This window comes from Burkholderia sp. AU45388, from assembly GCF_030481585.1.
Classification (GTDB): Bacteria; Pseudomonadota; Gammaproteobacteria; order Burkholderiales; family Burkholderiaceae; genus Burkholderia; species Burkholderia sola.
The window spans coordinates 99374-118367 of the sequence record NZ_JAUJPV010000005.1 but is presented as its reverse complement, the minus strand read 5'-3'; the positions used below and the strand labels follow the sequence as shown (position 1 = coordinate 118367).

Below are 18994 nucleotides of genomic sequence, written 5' to 3'. Positions count from 1 at the left end.
ACGGGAACGTGATGCGGGGCGCATGGCGAGGCGGCCCGCACGAAGGACGAGGGATTACGGCAGCCAGCCGCCGACGCGCCACACCTGCGCGAAGCCGATGCGTGGCGCGACCGAGCACAGCAGCGCGGCGAGCGCGACCGCCGCCGCCGTCACGGCGATCAGCACGCAATCGAGCCGGCGGGGGGCCGCCGGCACGTGGGCGAGCGCGAAGCCGCGCCGGTGGCCGAATGCCCAGGCGAACGGCGAGCGGCCGAAAAACGAGCGGTTGCACACGACCTGCACGACGCGCTTGAGCCTGACCGCGAACGATGGAAAGAACATGACGCTGCCTCCGTTTCCGTCCGGCGAACGCAGGACGATGTGATCGAGCGCGGCTGCGTGACGCGGCCTGCGATCGGAGGGTGGAACATAACGGAGCGTGCGACTGACGAACCGGCGATGGCCGGCCCGGGCGGAAGCGCGCTAACCCGACGAATGCGAGCTAGCGGCGAAAGACATGCGTCTGGCTGCTATCTCGCGATGGCTTGGCCGGCCTGGACCGGCATCGAACTGCAACCAGAGCATGTGTCCATGGAGGGACTCCCTTGATGAATTGGGGCGGATTGTAGTCGCGACTTTTGCTGCGGCGCAAGCGAAAAACGCACGAAGGATGCGCTATGTCGCGTGCGCGTCGCCGTGGGGCGGGGCTGCCACGCGGCCGCCTGGCGATCGTGAAATGGATGCGCGGCAGGGTACCAGGCCTGTTGCTCGCGCGCATCGGCGCGCGGCTGCGTGATGGCGGCGCTGAAAGGTTTCGGAACGGTATTTCAAGGGCAAATCTTTCAGTCGCGTCAGGCAGGACATTTATTTCGAAAAATGGGGTTTCAAGGGGTTGACTTCACTTTCGGGCGGTCCATAGAATCCGCCATCTTCACTCTTGGGGCCGCCGCCTTGGACGCCTGCAGTAGTCGATCTTCGAACGAAATTTCCGCCTGAGCGACCGACGTCCGCGCCTCATCGAAGCCGCCGTTTGTCTCCCGGGCAAACGGTGCGCGCAGCAGTATTCCGCAGCAACTCCCTACGTGCACCTTGATTCGCGCCGGTTAGCGTGATGCGTTCTCGCATGCGTTGCCCGGTTTCGCCGCCGCCAGGCAGGCGGCCGCGTTCGCGCATCCGTTCTCCGGGCGCGCGAATGCCGGCCCGCCCGCCGGACGGCGGTCAACCGTGTTCCCCGGAACACCGCACAGGAGCCGCCATGAACGACAGTGACAGTTGTCCCTTATGCCCATTGCATACGCAGACCCTTTTGAACCCGGGTCGCGGGGACACTCCGGCCAACTAGCCTGACACGTCGTTCAGGCCCCGGACTGGCCCCGCGCCCACGACGCGGCCGGCACACCTGCCGTCGCCGCACGGAGCCAGACCATGAACTTCGGCCTTCTGCTGTCGAACCTTCCGCACGTCGCGGAATCGCGCCACCACTACGACGCGATGCTGACGCTCGACGCCCGTCCGCGGGTGTTCTCCCGCCTGCTGAACCAGCTGAAAGCGTTGATCCACTGAAAAGAAGCGCCGAGCGCGCCTCGGCATGCGCACGCGCGCCCGCCTCCGAGCGGCCGTCCCGTGCGCATTCCAAGGTCACACGCTCATCGAATCGCATAACCCTTAGCCGTACGGAATACATCATGTCCACGCCCTCCAACGTCTCTCCACCGATCGCGGTCGAGCGCAGCGCCGTGCTCGACGAAGCCCATCTGGGCGACATTCGCGGTGCGCTCGGCACCATCTCGCACCACGACACCGGTGCGCGCGGCACGTGGTGGGCACGCCTGCGCACGCTGCTCGCGATCATCGGCCCGGGCCTGATCGTGATGGTCGGCGACAACGACGCCGGCGCGTTCGGCACCTATACGCAGGCCGGGCAGAACTACGGCACGACGCTGCTGTGGACGCTGCTGCTGCTCGTGCCCGTGTTGTACGTGAACCAGGAAATGGTGCTGCGCCTCGGCGCGGTCACGGGGGTGGGCCATGCGCGCCTGATCTTCGAACGCTTCGGCAAGTTCTGGGGCGCGTTCAGCGTGATCGACCTGTTCCTGCTCAATGCGCTGACCATCGTCACCGAGTTCATCGGCATCACGTTCGTGCTGGATTTCTTCGGATTGCCGAAGGTGGCCGGCGTGTGCGTGGCCGCGGCGTTGACGATGGCGGCCGTCAGTACCGGCGACTTCCGGCGCTTCGAGCGGTTCGCGATCGGGCTGTGCGTGCTGAGCCTGCTGCTCGTGCCGGTGCTCGTGTCGATCCACCCGCCCGTCGCGCAGATGACGCGCGATTTTTTCGTGCCGAACTGGCCCGCGCACGCGAAGCTGTCGGACGTGATGCTGCTCGTGATCGGCATCGTCGGCACGACGGTCGCGCCGTGGCAGTTGTTTTTCCAGCAGAGCTACGTGATCGACAAGCGCATCACGCCGCGCTTCATGAAATATGAAAAAGCCGACTTGTGGATCGGCATCGCGTTCGTGCTGGTCGGCGCGGTCGCGATGATCGGCTTCAGCTCGGCGTTGTTCGCCGGCCATCCGGAAGCCGGCAACTTCACCGATGCGGGCGGCGTCATCGCCGGCCTCGAGAGGTATGCGGGCCGCACGAGCGCGACGCTGTTCGCGGTCGCGCTGCTCGACGCGTGCATCATCGGCGCGGCGGCCGTGTCGCTGTCGACCGCGTATGCGATCGGCGACGTGTTCAAGATCCGCCACTCGCTGCACCGCGGCGTGACCGACGCGAAGGGCTTTTATCTCGTCTATTTCGGCATCGTCGCGGCCGCGGCCACGCTCGTGCTGATCCCCGGCAGCCCGCTCGGCCTGCTGACCGAAGCCGTGCAGACGCTGGCCGGCGTACTGCTGCCGAGCGCGACGGTGTTCCTGCTCGTGCTGTGCAACGACCGCCAGGTGCTGGGGCCCTGGGTCAACTCGGCGAAGCTCAACGTGTTCACGGGCGCGGTGATCTGGGTGCTGGTGCTGCTGTCGATCATCCTGACCGCATCGGTGATGTATCCGGACATCAGCGGCGAAGCGATCGTCGACGTGCTGGTGGGCGGCACCGTGCTCGCGATCGCCGGCTATCTCGCGACGGTGCTGATTCGCCGCAACAAGCGCGTTGTCGAGCCGGCCGTCGATCGCTCGCTGCGCGATACGTGGCGCATGCCGCCGCTCGACACGCTCGAGCCGCAGAACATGACGCTCGCGACGCGCATCTGGATGGCCGTGCTGCGCGGCTATCTGGTGATCGCGGTCGGTCTCGTGATCGTGAAGGTCGTGCAGATGACGCTGCTGAAGTAACGGCGATCGTTCGCCAGGATGCGGCGCCTGACCCGGCGCCTCTCTGCCATCCGCACATGCCGGCCCGCGAGGCCGGCATGTGCGTTTACGCGGGCGATGATGCGCAACGGCGTTGCGCCGCCGCGGCGTGTCAGATCAGCTCGAGCTTCGACGTCAGGTACGTGAGCTGGATCCGGTTCGCGACGCCGAAGCGCTTGCGCAGCTTGCGCAGGTGATAGTCGACGTTGTGCGCGCTGGTGTCGAGGCGCCGGCCGATCTCCTTGTCGGACGCGCCTTCGGCGATGCCGAGCAGCAGTTCCTGCTCGAACGGCGTGAGCCCGTTGACCGCACGCTCGCGCGACGTCGAGATCAGTTGCGGCGACGCGAACTTGTGGACCGACAGCCCGATCGACAGCGCCTGCTCGATCGTCGCCGGCGTGATCCATTCGCGCGTGCGGCGCGGCGCGGTGAAGCTCATGAAAGCGTGCAGCCGCGTGCCGGGCACGGCCATCGAATACATGATGCCGCTGCACATTCCGTCGTCCTGCATCGTCTGCAGGAAGCCGTCGAGCGCGGCCGGGCTTACGGACGGCGCGTCGTCGCGCTCGCGGTGCGCGCGGCGCAATTGCTGCAGGTCCCACACGATCGGCATGTTGCACACGCGCGCGCCGAGCGTGCGTGGATCGACGTCGTGATGGCTGTGCCGCACGTAGTCGCCGCGATAGGTGGCCGGCGTGAACGCTTCGTGCAGGTAGAGGCTTTCGACGCGTTCGCGCGCGAATTCGAGGGCGAAGTACGCGAACGTCGAGAAGCCGGTCAGATGCAGCAGGCTCGTGACGATCCGGTTGCGTTCGGCCGTGCTCTGCGCGTGCGCGAGCGTATCGGCGACGCCGAGCTTCGGCGCGTGCGGCTGCGCGTCGTCGCCGCGCTTCAGGTCGTCGCACCAGACGACCTGCACGGTGCGCTCGCGCAACGCGTCGGTGTCGGCGTTCGACACGCGCGACGAACGCGGCAAGCTGGTTGGGGCGACCGCTTCTTCATGCAATGCAATATCGGACATGAGCCATCCCTCGGAATCGACGCGCATCGCCTGGCGGCGGCCGTATCGTGTACGGCATTCGCGGCGGTGCGACCGAGCATCGTTGTGATTGCGCCGATCGTCATCCCTGACGAAACGCGGGGGCATTGTACAAAAATGCCGGCGTGTGGGTAATATGCCGTAATACTAATCGCGGCGAAAGTTTCATGTTCGCGTGCATATAACGATGGCCAGAAAATCCTAAAGAAAAAGACCAGATCGTGACGGGGCGCAGTTTCACATATTGGGAAAGGGTGGGCTCCTCATGACATATGCTGACGGCGCACCACGCGTCGAGTGGTTCTCACAAGCCGATATAGCGGCCGCTGCCGCTTATTCGAACGAATATCACGCAATCGAGCGCGACGTTTTTACCGGTATTCAAATAACGCCCGGTAAAACCGACCTGGCGTCATTCGATTTCGCGCAATGCCATGCGCGATTGCGGCAAATCGGATTCGGTACGCTCGGTTACGGCGCGTATGAAATGATCGGGCGGCGCATTCTGCGCGCGCATCTGCTGCGCGATCTCGCGCCGGCGACGTTCATGCAGCCGTTCATCGAAGGGATGCTGTACGAAAGCGACCCGCGCTTCGCGCAGGTGCGGCAAAGCGGCTTCCCGGTCGCGTGGCGGCTCGACGAGATCGAGGCGGTCGCGCAGGGCAGCGGCGACCGCAAGGTGCTGGCGCTCGCCGGCCACTTGCGTGCGCATGCAATGAACAGCGGCGTGATCTTCAGCCTGTCGGCGCCGCGCCTCGATCTGCGCGTCGCGGTGAACCTGACGTCGGAAACGCACGGCACCGAATGGATCGACGACCGCGTGATCGGCGGCGCGCTGTCGGTCAGTCTTGCCGTGCACCGCGTCGCGCTGCCGTTCCTCGAGGCGCGTGTCGCGCGCATGCGTGGCTTCGCGCTCGCCGACGAGCAGCAGCAGGTGCTCGACCGGCTCGTGCACGGGCTGTCCGACCAGGAGATCGCGAGTGCGCTGCGCACGTCGCTGCACAAGGTCGGGCACCACATCCGCTCGCTGGAAAAGCAGTTCAACGTACAGAACCGCGCGCAGCTCGCGTACCTCGCCGCGCGGCGGCTGCCGTCGTGACCTGATGCCTGCCCGATGCGCGCCGGCAGCCGCCCGGCGCGCGATGGAAGCGGTTCCGGCCGCGCGTGCCCGAACCCGCCGCCGGGTTTCGTAGTCCGATTCGATCGTCTGAGGAAAACGCGCTTTCACGCTACGAGGCGCGCTTCTTTTTCCTTCAGTTCCCGTCGCTACACTCGTCCCATTCAACGGTCCGCGCAGCACGGGGAAGGGTTGCCCGTGCCAGCCGGCGATAACGACAGGACGACGGCACGATGGCTGAACCGAAGGCGCTCCCCCGCGACTGGCAGCGGTTGTTTTCCGCCGGCCGCGGCGTGTCCGGACGGCGCCTCGGAGGCGCGTCGCCGCGCGCCGACCTGTTTCTCGCGACCTTCATCGTCGCGGTCGTCGCGCTGTTCATCCTGCCGCTGCCGCAGACCGCGCTCGACGGGATGATCTCGCTGAATCTCGCGGCGAGCGTCGTGCTGCTGACGGTGTCGACCTACGTGCCGTCGGCGGTCAGCTTCTCGTCGTTTCCCGCGCTGCTGCTGTTTACGACGCTGTTCCGGCTCGCGCTGAACATCGCGTCGTGCAAGCTGATCCTGCTGCATGCGAACGCCGGCCACGTGATCGACGCGTTCGGGCGGCTGGTGGTCGGCAACAACGTCGTGGTGGGCGGCGTGGTGTTCCTCGTGATCGCGGTCGTGCAGTTCATCGTGATCGCGAAAGGGTCGGAGCGCGTGGCCGAAGTCGGCGCGCGCTTCTCGCTCGACGCGATGCCGGGCAAGCAGATGAGCATCGACGCGGACCTGCGCGCGGGCATCATCAGCGCCGACGAGGCGCGCGAGCGCCGCGAGCAGCTCGAGCAGGAATCGCAGATGCACGGCGCGATGGACGGCGCGATGAAGTTCGTGAAGGGCGACGCGATCGCCGGCCTCGTGATCGCGTTCATCAACATCGTCGCGGGGATCGCGGTCGGCACGCTGATGCACGGAATGGACATCGGCGAGGCGCTGCAACGTTACGCGATCCTGACCGTCGGCGACGGGATGGCGTCGCAGATTCCGTCGCTGCTCGTGTCGATCGCGGCCGGCATCGTGACGACGCGCGTGGCGACGCGCGATGCGCGGCAGCGCCAGCTCGGCGAACAGCTCGGCGAGCAACTGGGCGCGCATCCGCGCGCGCTGCTGATCGCGGCGTTCGTGCTGACCGGTTTTCTCGTCGTGCCCGGTTTTCCGAAATGGTCGTTCGCGCTGATCGCGCTCGGCCTCGGCGCGTTCGCGTTCTCCCAGCTCAGGCGCAAGACGGCCGCGCCGAGCTTCAACCTGATTCATGTCGCGGGGCGCGTCGGCGCGGCCGACGACGGCCAGCCCGCGAAGGTGTCGCACGCGGCGGGCGTCACGTCGCTGATCGCGGTGTCGCTGTCCGACGACCTGCGCACGGGCCTGAACCTCGCGCAATTGCAGGCGGCGCTGTCGAGCGCGAAGGCGCGCGTCGACGCGGACATCGGCACGGTGTTTCCGCGCATCACGCTGAACGACGACGAGGGCGCGCCGGCCGGCACGTACCGGATCTACCTGCAGGACGTGCTCGCCGCGCACGGCGCGCTGAAGCCGGGCTGGCTGCTGTGGGACGGCGTCGCGCCGCTGCCCGAGCGCGCGGAGCGCCAGCCGGCCGAGGCGTTCGGCCCGTTCGCGACCGCGCTGTGGATCAAGCCGGACGGCGCGGCGCCGGACGGCAAGTGGCTGTCGAGCGAGAGCGCGCTGGCCGCGCACGTCGAGCAGATCGTGCGCCAGCATGCGGACGAATTGCTCGGCATCCAGGAGACGCAGGCGCTCGTGCATCTGGTGCGCCGCGATCATCCGGAGCTCGTCGGCGAACTGACGCGGCTCGTGCCGCTGCAGCGCGTGACCGAAGTGCTGCGCCGGCTGCTCGCCGAACAGGTGCCGATCCGCAACTTGCGCGTGATCTTCGAGAGCCTGATCACGTGGGCGCCGAACGAGCCCGACGACGTGATCGCGCTGGTCGAACTCGTGCGCGTCGACCTGCGGCGGATGATCACCGATCGTCATGCGGGCACGGCGCGCCAGCTGCGCGTCGTGCTGTTCGAGCAGAACCTGCAGGAGCGGATCGAGCGCGCGGTGATGCGCACGAAGCAGGGCAATTTCCTCGCGCTGTCGAGCGCGGTCAAGCAGGACATCGGCGAGCAGGTGCGCGCGATCGTGCAGGCCGCGCAGGCGGCCGGCCCCGGCGGCCACGGCAACGCGCCGGGCGCCGCGCGGCTCGCGGTGATGGTCGCGCTCGGCGCGCGCCGCTACGTGAAGACGATCCTGCAGCCGGTGCTGCCCGAACTCGCGGTGCTGTCGTACCAGGAAGTCGAGGAGGACGTGCAGTTGCATACGGTCGGCTGGGTGAAGAACCCGCCGGACGACGGCACGGTCGGCGCGGGCGCCGACGTGCGCGCGCCGGGAGCCGTGCAATGACGAGTTCGACGATCCTCGACCTGACGCGCCAGGCGCTGATGCTCGTGCTGCTGCTGTCGCTGCCGATCGTGCTGATCGCGACCGTCACGGGTCTCGTCGTCGCGATCCTGCAGGCCGTCACGCAGGTGCAGGACGCCAACATCGGCATCGCGGTGCGCCTGATCGCCGTGATGGTCGCGCTCGTGCTGCTGTCGGGCTGGCTCGGCGGCGAGGTGCTGCGCTTCGCGCAGCAGGCGCTGGAACGCATGTTCGTTTCTTCCACAGGAGTCCTTTGATGCGTCGACGCGTCGCCTCGATCCGGTTTCAACCGCGCAGCCTGCAACGGGCCGCGCTTGCCGTGTGCGCGACCGCGCTGCTCACGGCGTCGCTGTGCATGGCGCCCGCGCAGCATGCGCGCGCCGCGGACCTGCGCTGGCGCAACAAGCCGTTCACGATCGTCGCGAACGGCAAGAAGATCGGCGACTTCATCCGCGAGCTCGCGTCGTCGCAGGGCGTGACGGCGGTGGTCGACCCGAAGGTCGACGGCGTGATCAGCGGCCGCTTCTCCGGCACGCCGCAGCAGACGCTCGACACGATCTGCGCGACCTACGGGCTCACGTGGTACTACGACGGCTCGTTCCTGTACGTCGATCCGGCCGACCAGTCGCAAACGCAGATGATCCCGATCCCGCCGAATGCGTCCGGCGAAATCGGCCGCGCGCTGCAGGCGATGCAGATTCCGGACAAGCGCTACACGCTGGTGATCAACGATCGCGCGAACAGCGTGTACGTCGCCGGCCCGCGCCGCTACGTCGAGCTCGTGCGGCAGGCGATCGGCTCGGTCGGCGATCCGTCGGCGAACGGCGCGCATGCGGACATCCGCGCGTTCCGTCTGAAATACGGCTGGGCCTCGGACTTCACGATCAACCGCTCGGGCAAGGAAGTGACGGTGCCGGGCGTCGCGACGATCCTGCGCCGGCTATTCGGCAAGACCGGCGAAACGGTCGCGGCGCCGTCGAGCACGCCGCTCGGGCAGGCGGCGCGCCAGGTGAAGCTCGGCTCGGGGCTGACGATCGCGGTGCCGCGCCTCGATTTCCCCGACATCTCCGGCGGCCCGCGGCAGGGCGGCTATGGCGGTGCGGACGGCAGCATGGGCGGCGGGTTCTCGCCGTTCTCGAACAACGGCGGCGGCGACACGCTGCCGCAGATCGTCGCCGATCCGGCGATCAACGCGGTGATCGTGCGCGACCTGCCGGAGAACATGTACCGCTACCAGTCACTGATCGGCGAGCTCGACGAGCGGCCGCGCATCGTCGAGATCAACGTGACGATCATCGACATCAACGAGGATTCGCTCGACAGCCTCGGGATCGACTGGCGCCTGCACACGACGCACGGCGACGTGCAGATCGGCAATGGCCAGAACGCGCTGAACGGCAACACGCAGTACAACGGCGCCGGCAACCCGCCGCTGACGTTCGGCATCGGCACGTCGGAAACCGGGCAGACGGGCGCCTTCATGCCGACCGGCATCGCGTTGACCGCGTCGATCGGCGGATCGCTGCGCAACTACCTGCTCACGCGCGTGAACGCGCTCGCGCAGAAAGGCCAGGCGCAACTGCGGTCGAAGCCGAAGGTGCTCGCGCTCGACAACACCGAGGCGATCCTCGAGAACCTCACGCAGTTCTACGTGCAGGTGCCGGGCTACCAGGATTCGTCGCTGTACAGCGTGACGACCGGCACCAGCATCAAGGTGACGCCGATGATCGTCGACGAGGCGATCCGCAACGCGGCTGCCGTGTCGGGCAACCTGCAGAGCGTGATGATGTCGATCGACATCCAGGACGGCAACATCGTGCCGGGGCAGGCCGTGTCGAACGTGCCGGTGATCCAGCAGCGCAACATCGTCACCAAGACGATGATCGACGAAGGCAAGAGCCTCCTGATCGCCGGTTTCAACGACGACGAGGTGCGGCTGAACAAGAGCGGCGTGCCCTGGCTGTCCGACATTCCGCTGATCGGCAACCTGTTCAAGTACACCGACAAGTCGGGGAACCACATGGAGCGGTTCTACCTGCTGACGCCGCGCGTCGTGACGAGCGCGTCGATGTATGCGCCGGACGGCTCGCCCGTGAATCCGGGCGTCGACGGTCCGGCGAACCCGGAAGGGCTGTCGATGTATCGGCCGCCGGACAACGACGTCGCGGTGCCGCTGACGCCGAAGCCGCTGCCCGGCACGAAGTTCGGTCCGCCCGCGTTGCCGCCGCCGCCCGTGGGCGCGGCGTCGCAGCCCGCGGCGACGACCGCAGGAGTGGTCGCGCATGTCGACGAGCATCATTGATCCGCACGGCGACGGCGCGTTGCCCGGCGGCGCGGGAAGCGCGGGGGCCGGCTCGGCCGCGCTCGCGTCGCCGTGGAACCTGTGCTTCCTGAGCGGGCCGATGTACGGCCGCACGATGTCGCTCGCGCGCGGCGCGAACTGGGTCGGCACGGCGGCCGACTGCGAAGTGATCCTGCCCGATCGCGAGATCGGCGCGAAACAGGTGTGCCTGCAGGTCGGCGCGCTCGCGGTGACCGTGCAGAACCACGGCGGCGACGCCGGCGCGCCGGTGCTGTTCAACGACGAGCCGCTCGGCGCCGGCCGCCGCTCGCTGACGCCGAACGACGTCGTGACGGTCGGCTCGATCCGGCTCGGCATCGCGCGGCATGCGCAGGCGAGCGTCGCGGTGCCCGACGAAACCGATGCGCCGGCCGCCGCGCGCGAGGCCGCGTGGCTCGGCTGGCTCACGGGCGGCCTGCGCCGGCTGGGCAGCCGGCGGCTCGTGATCGCGCTGGTCGCGCTGTGGGTCGGCGTGCTGCTCGGCGCGCTCGGCTATGGCTTCGTCGCATGGTCGGGGCGCCTGCCGTGGCAGCACGAATCGGTGCTCGCGCGCACGCACCGGCTGCAGCAACTGCTGCACGCGTATCCGGAGCTGGCGGTCGCGCCGCGCGACGACGGCGTGATCGTGTCGGGTTACGTGAGCGATCCGGCCGCGCGCGAGCGCGTCGCGCAGATCGTCGCGGGCGTCGACAACGCGGCGCTCGGCAACCTCTACGTGGTCAGCGATCTGGTCGCGACCGCGCAGACCTATTTCAGCGATACGGCGCTGACGGTCACGTATCTCGGGCGCGGCCGGATCGAATTGACGGGCACGGCCGCGCGCGCGCAGATCGAGCCGCGCATCCGCAACTACATGAAGGACGCCCGGCCGGCGCTCGAGGTGGTCGATCACGTGCGCGACGCCGATGCGGCCGCGCCGCGCACGGCGACGACACTTGGCGGCACGGCGGGCATTCCGGAGATCACGACCGTATTCGCCGGCGACGGCGATCAGCGCTACATCGAGACGGTCGACGGCAGCCGCTATTTCGAAGGCGCGCGGCTGAAGGAAGGCGCGACCGTCGTGTCGATCGGCCCGGACGAAGTGGTGTTCGAGCGCAACGGCCAGCGCATCACGATGCCGCTCGGCGGGCCGCCGGCGCATGCGCCCGAGCAGGCGCCGGCGCCGCCCGTGGCGCCGCTCGCGAGCGGCGCGGCGGCGGGCGTCGCGCAGCCGGTGCCGGGGCCGACGCTGTTGCCCGATGCGCCGGCGGCGCCGGCCGTCGCGGCGGCCCGCGCATCGAAGGGCGCGACACACTAGCGTCGCGACAGGATTTGCGCAGCGCGTTTCGCGATGCGCGCATTACGCGACACGCCGCGCATGCGGCGCGTCACGTCGCCGGCGGGGCATGGGGCCGCCGCCGGAAGGTGAAGTGTGGTTCACGTAAAGGAGCGAAGCATGGGTACCTCGGCAGCAGGTGGTGTGACGAACACGGGCGACGTGCAGAAGCAGGCCGACGACCTGACCAAGACGCAGCTCGAACTGACCAAGATCAATTTCCAGGTTCAGCAATCGACTGCGACGTTCGAAACCAGCAACGCGGTGACCGCGCAGGAAGGGACGGCGAACGCCCAGGTTGCGCAACACCTGAGTTCCGCCGGCCGCGCGTGATGCCGGTCGCCGGCCGTGCCGCGCGACGCCGGATGCCGGGGCTGCCCGTGACGGGCGCTCGGCGTGGCGTACGTGCGTGCCGGCCGGCCCGTTTCCGGCTTTGCCGGTCAAGGAGGACACGATCATGTCGGTAACAGGCGTAGGCGCGGCGCCGCCGGGCGCGGCTGCGCTCGCGAGTGCCGCGCAGCAAACGGGCGCGACGTCCGATCCGGCGCAGGTGCGCCAGTTCGATGCGCTGATGCAGCCGGGTGCGTCGACGGCCGCCCCGCCGTCTGCGTCGGGCGTCGCGATGGCGCGTGCGCCGGCGGATGCGGCGCCGGCCGTGCAGATGACGCCCGCGCAGGCGAACCAGTCGTCGCTCGTCGAGCGGTTGCGCACGTACGGCAACGATCTCGATTCGCGGTACGCGAACATCGACAAGCACCGTAACGAGATGTTGACGTCGATGGCGGACAGCCGCAGCGACCCGCTGATGACGATGGTGAAGGCGATGGATTTCCAGTGGACGGCAACCACCACGATTTCGGAATACCAGTTGAGCCTGTCGGTTGCGCAGGCGGCGAACGGCTTCACGCATACGGTGCTGAAGACGCAGGAGTGAAAGCGCGCGTGCGGGCTGGAGGATCTGGCCTCACGCGCCCTGAAGCGGACAAACGATGACGACGATCGATTCGACGCCGCGCACGCATGCGTGGCGCAGCCGGGCGGCGCGCGCGCTGCTCGCGGGGCTGCTCGTGCTGTTGGCCGGGTGCCAGAAGGAGCTGTACTCGGGCCTGTCGGAGCGCGATGCGAACCAGATGATCGCGGTGCTCGGCGACGCGGGCATCAGCGCGTCGAAGGACAACGACGCGCGCGACACGTCGGACCGCAACGCGTGGCTCGTGAGCGTCGCGGACGGCGACATGCAGGCGGCGCTCACGGTGCTGCACGCGAACGGGCTGCCGAAGCCGAGCTATGCGAGCCTCGGCGAGCTGTTCCAGAAGCAGGGCCTCGTGTCGACGCCGGCCGAGGAGCGCGTGCGCTACCTGTACGGCGTGTCGCAGGATCTGTCGCGCACGCTGCAGGACATCGAGGGCGTGGTGGTCGCGCGCGTGCAGGTCGTGATTCCGGAGAACGATCCGCTCGCGGACAAGATCAAGCCGTCGTCGGCCGCGGTGTACATCCGCTACCGGCCGGGCATCGACCTGCGCGCGATGGCGCCGATGGTCAAGGATCTCGTCGCGCACAGCATCGAGGGGCTGCAGTACGACAACGTGTCGCTGTTCCTGCAGCCGGCCGCCGCGCGCGCGACGCGCGTGGACGGGATCGGCAGCGCGGTGTCGGACATCCTGCGGCTGCGCTCGCCGCTCGGCTGGCTCGTGTTCGCGTTGATCCTGCTGACCTGCGCGGTGATCGCGCTGTCGGCCGCGCGGCGCGGGATGTTCGGCGCGCGGCTCGCGGGCCTGCTCGGCGCGCCGCGCGGCGCGAACGGCGGCGGGGCGGCCGCGCAGCAGGGGGGCGGCGGGCTGCGCACGCCGGACGGCGCGCGCGACGGCGCATGAGCGATTCGCGCGCGCTGCCGTCGGGCGAGCCGTACGATGGGGCCGTCGCGTCTAAGGCGGCGCCGCTACCGTGGCTGCACCCGCTTGCGCCGCCGCCGGCCGCGCGCGCTGCCGCGTTCCATGCGCTCGTCTGCGATTTCAACCTGCGGCCCGACCGCTATCTGCACGTGACGCGCGTGCCGGCCGACTGGCCCGCGCGCTACCGTTCGCCGGACGCGTTCGGCGCGGCCGGCCGCAAACTGCTCGCGCGGCATCTGCTCGCGTCGAACGGCGTGGCCGACCGGCACGACTTCGACGTCGCGAACCCGTGCGCGCGGCTCGCGCTGCTACCGGGCGCGGCGCTCGAGCAACTGGCCGCGTATGCGGGGCTGCTGCTGCATCGCGCATGGCTGCGCGACGCGCTGGCCGGGCGCCGCATCCGCGCGGAAGTCGCGGCCCGGCTCGGCGGCGATGCGCTCGAACTCGCGCTCGAACGCGCGCCGGAATTCGGCGCGCTCGCGGAAACGCTCGAACCGTGGCGCGCCGATCCCGCCGCGCTGCCGATCGTGATCCGTGCGCGCGGCGGGCGGCTGCTCGCGGATTTCATCGGCGTGGCCGGCGAGGCCGTCGCGCGGCGCGTGCGCCTGAAATTCAACCGCGCGATCGACGACGAGGCGCCGTACTGGCTGAACCGCGCGCAGCGCGATCAGTTCGGCGAACTGATGTTCCTGTTTCTGATTCCCGAGAGGCTTGCGTCATGGGACTGGCTTTTCTGATCACGAGCGACAACCTGCAGCTGCTGTCGGAGCGCAAGGTGCTCAAGGAGCGCGAATACGCGGCGCTGCTCGACGCGTCCGCGGTGATCGCGACCGCGCATGAAGAGGCCGCGCGCATCGTCGCCGACGCGCAGCGCGAATTCGACAGGCGTCAGGCCGCCGGCTACGACGAAGGGATGCGCCGCGCGCAGCGCGAGCAGGCCGCGCAGGCGTACACGCAGGCGCTCGCCGCCACGCGCACGATGGAGACGATGAAGGACGCGATGGCCGATATCGTCGTGAAGGCCGTGCGCGCGATCGTCGGCGAGATGAGCACGCAGAAGCTGTACGAGGCCGCGCTCGCGCGGATCGCGCCGCTGGTGCGCGACGAGGCGTTCCTGATCGTGCGGATCGCGCCCGGCCGCACCGACGAGATGCGCGATGCGCTCGACGGCGCGTTCGCCGGGCAGTCGAATCGGCAGAAGATCCGCATCGTCGAGGACGCGCAGCTCGAACGCCACGCGTGCACGGTCGAGACGCCGTCCGGGCGCATCGACGCGAGCCTCGACCTGCAGATCGACGCGTTGCGCCAGGCGATCCGCCGCGACGCGCTGAAAGGCGCCGCGCGATGAACGCGCCGCTCGACGAGCCGCAATCGTTCGGCGACGACGACGGCGCACCGTTCGATCGCGGCCGCCTCGTCGGCGAACTCGACGCGGGGCTCGCGTTCTTTTCGCCGGTGTCGGTGCAGGGCCGCGTCAACCACGCGGTCGGGCAGATATTGAATGCGACGGGCATCCGCGCGCGGCTCGGCGAGATCTGCGAGCTGCGCACGCCGAACCAGCCGACGCTGCTTGCGGAGGTGGTCGGCTTCTCGCGGCAGACGACGCTGCTCACGCCGCTCGGCGACGTGGCCGGGCTGTCGCCGGAGACGACCGTCGTGCCGTCCGGGCGCGAGCATGTATTCCCGGTGGGCGAAGGGCTGTTCGGCCGCGTGCTCGACGGGCTCGGCCGCCCGCTCGACGATCGCGGGCCGGTCGCGGGCGCCGCGTGGGTATCGACGCAGCAGGACCCGCCGAATCCGCTCGCGCGCAAGCTGATCGACACGCCGTTTCCGACCGGCGTGCGCGTGATCGACGGGCTGATGACGCTCGGCGTCGGGCAGCGCGTCGGCATCTTCGCGCCGTCGGGCGTCGGCAAGAGCACGCTGCTCGGGATGATCGCGCGCGGCGCGCAGGCCGACGTGAACGTGATCGCGCTGGTCGGCGAACGCGGCCGCGAGGTGCGCGAATTCATCGAGCACAGCCTGTCGCCGGAGGTGCGCGCGCGTTCGATCGTCGTCGTGTCGACGTCCGACCGCCCGGCGATGGAGCGCGTGAAATCCGCGCTGGTCGCGACCGCGATCGCCGAGCACTTTCGCGATGCGGGCAAGCGCGTGCTGCTGCTGGTCGATTCGCTGACGCGCTTCGCCCGCGCGCAGCGCGAGGTCGGCTTGGCGAGCGGCGAGCCGCCGACGCGGCGCAGTTTTCCGCCGTCGACGTTCGCGGTGCTGCCGCGCCTGCTCGAACGCGCGGGGCAGGGCGCGCACGGATCGATCACCGCGCTGTACACGGTGCTCGTCGAAGGCGACGAGGAGTCGGACCCGATCGCCGAGGAAGTGCGCTCGATCCTCGACGGCCATATCGTGCTGTCGCGCAAGATCGCGCTCGCGAATCGTTATCCTGCGATCGACGTGCTCGCGAGCCTGTCGCGCGTGATGCCGCTCGTCGCCAGCCGCGCGCACCTGCATGCGGCTGCGCGCGTGCGCGAGCTGATCGCGAAGTATCAGGAGATCGAGCTGCTCGTGCAGATCGGCGAGTATCGCGAAGGCAGTGATCGGCTCGGCGATCTCGCGCTGCGCGCGCGCGACGCGATCGGCACGTTCTGCGCGCAGGCGTCGGACGAGGACGTGCGCTTCGACGCGCTGCTCGCGAAACTGACGAAGCTGGCGAACGATCATGTCTGACGCCGACGACCGTCTCGTGCTCGCGACGCTCGCCCGCCTGAAACGCGTGCGCGAGATGCGCAGCCAGATCGCGCGCGTCGCGGCCGCGCGTCAGCAGGGCATCGCCGCGCAGAGCCGGCACGCGCTCGCGGCCGCGCAGGCGCAGCTCGCGCAGCAGGTCGCCGCGAAGGCGGCGATCCAGACGCGGCTCGCCGACGACGTGCGCGAAGCGCGCGTGTTGCAGGACGCGGCGGCCGATACGCGCACGTTCGACCGGCATATCGGCACCGCGAACGCGTCGGTGAGCGAGGCCGCGCACGTGCATCGCGGCCACGAGGCGACGCTCGCCGACCTGCAGCGCGCCGCGCGCAAGGCGAAGGCCGCCGAGGACAAGCTGGAGAAAGCCGGCGAGAAGGCGCTGCACGCGCGCGCCGCGCGGGTCGAACGCGATGCCGACGAAGTGGCGGACGGCTACGCGGTGCGGCGCTTCGCGACGGGCGGCACCTGGGTGGCCGGCGCGGGCGATGCGGCCGTTCATGCGTTCGCGCCGCCGCAGGCCGCGGCCGCGTTCGATGCGGCCATGACCGAAGCGGCCATGACCGAAGCGGAAACGGGCGCGAACGCTGAAATCGCCGCTGAAGCCGACGCATCCGCCGCGCCCGACGATCCCGCCCCGCCCGCCGCCGCGGAGCGCCGATGCTAGACCAGGCCGCGGGTTTCAACGACGTCGCCGGCATGCTGCGGCCGCTGCTCTACGTGATGCCGCGCCTGCTGCCGATCATGTTCGTCGTGCCGGTGTTCAACGAGCAGATCATCACGGGCCTCGTGCGCAACGGGATCGCGGTGGTGATCGCCGCGTTCGTCGCGCCGACGATCGATGCCGCGCAGGTCGCGGCGCTGCCGTTCCTGATGTGGTGCCTGCTCGTCGCGAAGGAAGCGATGGTCGGCATGCTGCTCGCCGGCGCGTTCAGCGCGGTGCTGTTCGCGATCCAGGGCGTCGGCTACCTGATCGACTTCCAGACCGGCAGCGGCAACGCCGCGTTCTTCGATCCGATGGGTGGGCACGAGGGCGGCCCGACTTCCGGATTCCTGAATTTCGTCGCGATCGCGCTGTTCGTCACCGCGGGCGGGTTGCAGGTGCTCGTGCAACTGTTCGCGCAATCGTACGCATGGTGGCCGATCGGCTCGCTCGGCCCCGATTTCTCGTCGATGCTGCAAACCTTCATCGTGCGGCAGACCGATACGATCTTCGAATGGATGGTGAAGCTCGCCGCGCCGGTGACGATCGTGCTGGTGCTCGTCGAACTCGGCATCGGCCTGGTCGGGCGCGCGGTGCCGCAGCTCAACATCTTCGTGTTCTCGCAGCCGCTGAAGAGCGCGATCGCGCTGCTGATGATGGTCCTGTTCCTGCCGGTGGTGTACGCGTCGCTGCATTCGCTGCTGAGCCCCGACAGCGGGCTGATGGCGCTGCTGCGCGCGCTGTTCGCCGCGCACGGCGGCGGCTGAGCGCGCGGGAGCCGACATGGCCGAAAAGGACCAGAAGCCGACCGCGAAGCGCCTGCGCGAGGCACGCGAGAAGGGCGACGTACCGAAGAGCGCGGAAACGGTGTCGTCGGCGTTCTTCGTCGGCGTGTGCGTGGCGCTCGCGGTGGGCATCGGTTCGCTGTTCGCGCGGTTGCAGGCGCTGTTCCGGCTCGTGTTCGACGCGGTCGGCGCGGCCGATCCGTCGGCGCGGCTCGCGGTGCTGATCGACGGCGCCGCGCGCGACTGGGCGACGCAGTCCGCGCAGATCGTCGCGGCCGGGTTGCTGGCGGGGCTGCTCGCGGGCTTCGTGCAGGTGGGCGGCGTGATGGCGTGGAGCCGCCTCGTGCCGCAGTTGTCGCGGCTCAACCCGGCCGAGGGGATGAAGAACCTGTGGTCGCTGCGCAACCTCGTCAACCTCGCGAAGATGCTGCTGAAGACGGCGCTGCTCGTCGCGACGCTCGGCTGGCTGATCGTCGAGTCGCTCGATCCGTCGGTGCAGTCGGGCTTCACGCGGCCGGTCTCGATTCTCGCGCTGATCGTGAAATTGTTGATGCTGCTGTTCGGCTGGGCCGCGCTGATCTACATCGTGATGGCGTTGATCGACATCGTGCACCAGCGGCACGAATTCAACCAGAAAATGAAAATGTCGATCGACGAAGTGCGGCGCGAGCACAAGGAGGACGAAGGCGATCCGCACATCCAGGCGAAGCGCCGCCAGCTCGCGCGCGAAGTGCAGTTCGCGTCGCTGCCCGACCGGGTCGGCTATGCGTCGGTGGTCGTCTATTCGCCGCGGGTCGCGGTCGCGCTCTACTACGGCGGGATGGGCTCGCTGCCGTGGGTGCTCGCGCGCGGCGAGGGCGACGCGGCCGAACGGATCGTGCGGCTGGCCCGCGATGCGCTGCGCCCGACGCTCGCGAACGTCGGGCTCGCGCAGGCGCTGTACGAGACGACACCCGAGAACGGCACGATCCAGCCGCAGCATTTCCGCGAGGTCGCGCAGTTGCTGAAATGGGCGACCGGGGCCGCTTGATGTGACGTGGCGGCGTGCCGCGGTGACGTCATGTCGGCATGCGCTCCCTTTTTTTCCTGCCCTGCCGGCCGGCCCTCCGGCCGGATTCGATATGGCCCCGCCATGCGGCCATCCGCACGCGGCGCTTGACGTCCATTTTTTTCCGGACGGTGCCCGCATTCACTGGTGAATTATTGCTGATTTATTTCTTCGTAATATGGCTCGACCGTCATGCCCGACGGCGGGCCGCGAGGTGCGCGGTGCGT

At 69.0% G+C, this 18994-nt stretch carries 18 protein-coding genes; 16 read left to right on the top strand and 2 right to left on the bottom strand.

Annotated elements, in window-relative coordinates; translation table 11 throughout:
• Positions 1-54: 54 nt before the first annotated feature.
• Positions 55-321, bottom strand: a complete 267-nt coding sequence (locus tag QZM72_RS12075; RefSeq protein WP_301738183.1) for a hypothetical protein — start codon at positions 319-321, stop codon at positions 55-57.
• Between the two features lie 1083 nt (positions 322-1404).
• On the opposite strand from QZM72_RS12075, the gene QZM72_RS12070 reads away from it, so the two are divergent.
• Both QZM72_RS12070 and QZM72_RS12065 read left to right on the top strand, forming a co-directional pair.
• Positions 1405-1542 carry a hypothetical protein gene (locus QZM72_RS12070; RefSeq protein ID WP_171984537.1) on the top strand — a complete coding sequence of 46 codons (138 nt, stop codon included), beginning with the start codon at positions 1405-1407 and terminating at the stop codon, positions 1540-1542.
• Between the two features lie 122 nt (positions 1543-1664).
• Positions 1665-3311, top strand: a complete 1647-nt coding sequence (locus tag QZM72_RS12065) for an Nramp family divalent metal transporter (protein WP_301738182.1) — start codon at positions 1665-1667, stop codon at positions 3309-3311.
• 130 nt (positions 3312-3441) lie between these two features.
• Here QZM72_RS12065 and QZM72_RS12060 read toward each other — a convergent pair whose 3' ends face one another.
• A complete protein-coding gene (locus QZM72_RS12060) occupies positions 3442-4350 on the bottom strand; it encodes a LuxR family transcriptional regulator (RefSeq protein ID WP_089470618.1) in 909 nt (302 codons plus the stop codon).
• Between the two features lie 283 nt (positions 4351-4633).
• Between QZM72_RS12060 and QZM72_RS12055 the strand changes: the two genes are divergently transcribed.
• From QZM72_RS12055 to QZM72_RS11990, 14 genes are all read left to right on the top strand, one after another.
• Positions 4634-5467, top strand: a complete 834-nt coding sequence (locus tag QZM72_RS12055; protein ID WP_301738181.1) for an autoinducer binding domain-containing protein — start codon at positions 4634-4636, stop codon at positions 5465-5467.
• Positions 5468-5718: 251 nt separating this feature from the next.
• On the top strand, positions 5719-7926 hold the full coding sequence (gene sctV, locus QZM72_RS12050) for a type III secretion system export apparatus subunit SctV (protein WP_301738179.1): 2208 nt from the start codon (positions 5719-5721) through the stop codon (positions 7924-7926).
• Complete coding sequence (gene sctS, locus QZM72_RS12045; protein ID WP_006480854.1) at positions 7923-8201, top strand: type III secretion system export apparatus subunit SctS; 279 nt, start codon at positions 7923-7925, stop codon at positions 8199-8201. The genes sctV and sctS overlap by 4 nt, the downstream gene beginning before the upstream one ends.
• On the top strand, positions 8201-10246 hold the full coding sequence (gene sctC, locus QZM72_RS12040; protein WP_301738177.1) for a type III secretion system outer membrane ring subunit SctC: 2046 nt from the start codon (positions 8201-8203) through the stop codon (positions 10244-10246). The genes sctS and sctC overlap by 1 nt, the downstream gene beginning before the upstream one ends.
• A complete protein-coding gene (gene sctD, locus QZM72_RS12035) occupies positions 10227-11585 on the top strand; it encodes a type III secretion system inner membrane ring subunit SctD (protein WP_301738176.1) in 1359 nt (452 codons plus the stop codon). The genes sctC and sctD overlap by 20 nt, the downstream gene beginning before the upstream one ends.
• 138 nt (positions 11586-11723) lie before the next feature.
• Entirely contained in the window at positions 11724-11936 is a 213-nt protein-coding gene (locus tag QZM72_RS12030) for a hypothetical protein (protein ID WP_006480857.1), read from the top strand.
• Between the two features lie 124 nt (positions 11937-12060).
• On the top strand, positions 12061-12537 hold the full coding sequence (locus QZM72_RS12025) for a hypothetical protein (protein WP_301738174.1): 477 nt from the start codon (positions 12061-12063) through the stop codon (positions 12535-12537).
• A 55-nt stretch (positions 12538-12592) separates the two neighbouring features.
• Complete coding sequence (gene sctJ / locus QZM72_RS12020) at positions 12593-13477, top strand: type III secretion system inner membrane ring lipoprotein SctJ (protein ID WP_301738173.1); 885 nt, start codon at positions 12593-12595, stop codon at positions 13475-13477.
• Positions 13474-14232 carry a SctK family type III secretion system sorting platform protein gene (locus QZM72_RS12015; protein WP_301738171.1) on the top strand — a complete coding sequence of 253 codons (759 nt, stop codon included), beginning with the start codon at positions 13474-13476 and terminating at the stop codon, positions 14230-14232. The genes sctJ and QZM72_RS12015 overlap by 4 nt, the downstream gene beginning before the upstream one ends.
• Positions 14214-14843 (top strand): type III secretion system stator protein SctL, encoded by a 630-nt coding sequence (gene sctL, locus QZM72_RS12010; protein ID WP_301738170.1) that lies wholly within the window; start codon positions 14214-14216, stop codon positions 14841-14843. The genes QZM72_RS12015 and sctL overlap by 19 nt, the downstream gene beginning before the upstream one ends.
• On the top strand, positions 14840-16216 hold the full coding sequence (locus tag QZM72_RS12005) for a FliI/YscN family ATPase (protein WP_301738169.1): 1377 nt from the start codon (positions 14840-14842) through the stop codon (positions 16214-16216). Before sctL ends, QZM72_RS12005 begins: the two co-directional genes overlap by 4 nt.
• Positions 16209-16898: a hypothetical protein gene (locus tag QZM72_RS12000; RefSeq protein ID WP_301738168.1), complete on the top strand. Its 690-nt coding sequence runs from the start codon at positions 16209-16211 to the stop codon at positions 16896-16898. The genes QZM72_RS12005 and QZM72_RS12000 overlap by 8 nt, the downstream gene beginning before the upstream one ends.
• The gene (gene sctT / locus QZM72_RS11995; protein WP_301738167.1) at positions 16892-17701 is read left to right on the top strand and encodes a type III secretion system export apparatus subunit SctT; all 810 of its coding nucleotides are present in this window, start codon (positions 16892-16894) and stop codon (positions 17699-17701) included. The genes QZM72_RS12000 and sctT overlap by 7 nt, the downstream gene beginning before the upstream one ends.
• Before the next feature lie 16 nt (positions 17702-17717).
• The gene (locus tag QZM72_RS11990; RefSeq protein WP_301738166.1) at positions 17718-18749 is read left to right on the top strand and encodes an EscU/YscU/HrcU family type III secretion system export apparatus switch protein; all 1032 of its coding nucleotides are present in this window, start codon (positions 17718-17720) and stop codon (positions 18747-18749) included.
• Positions 18750-18994 lie beyond the last annotated feature (245 nt).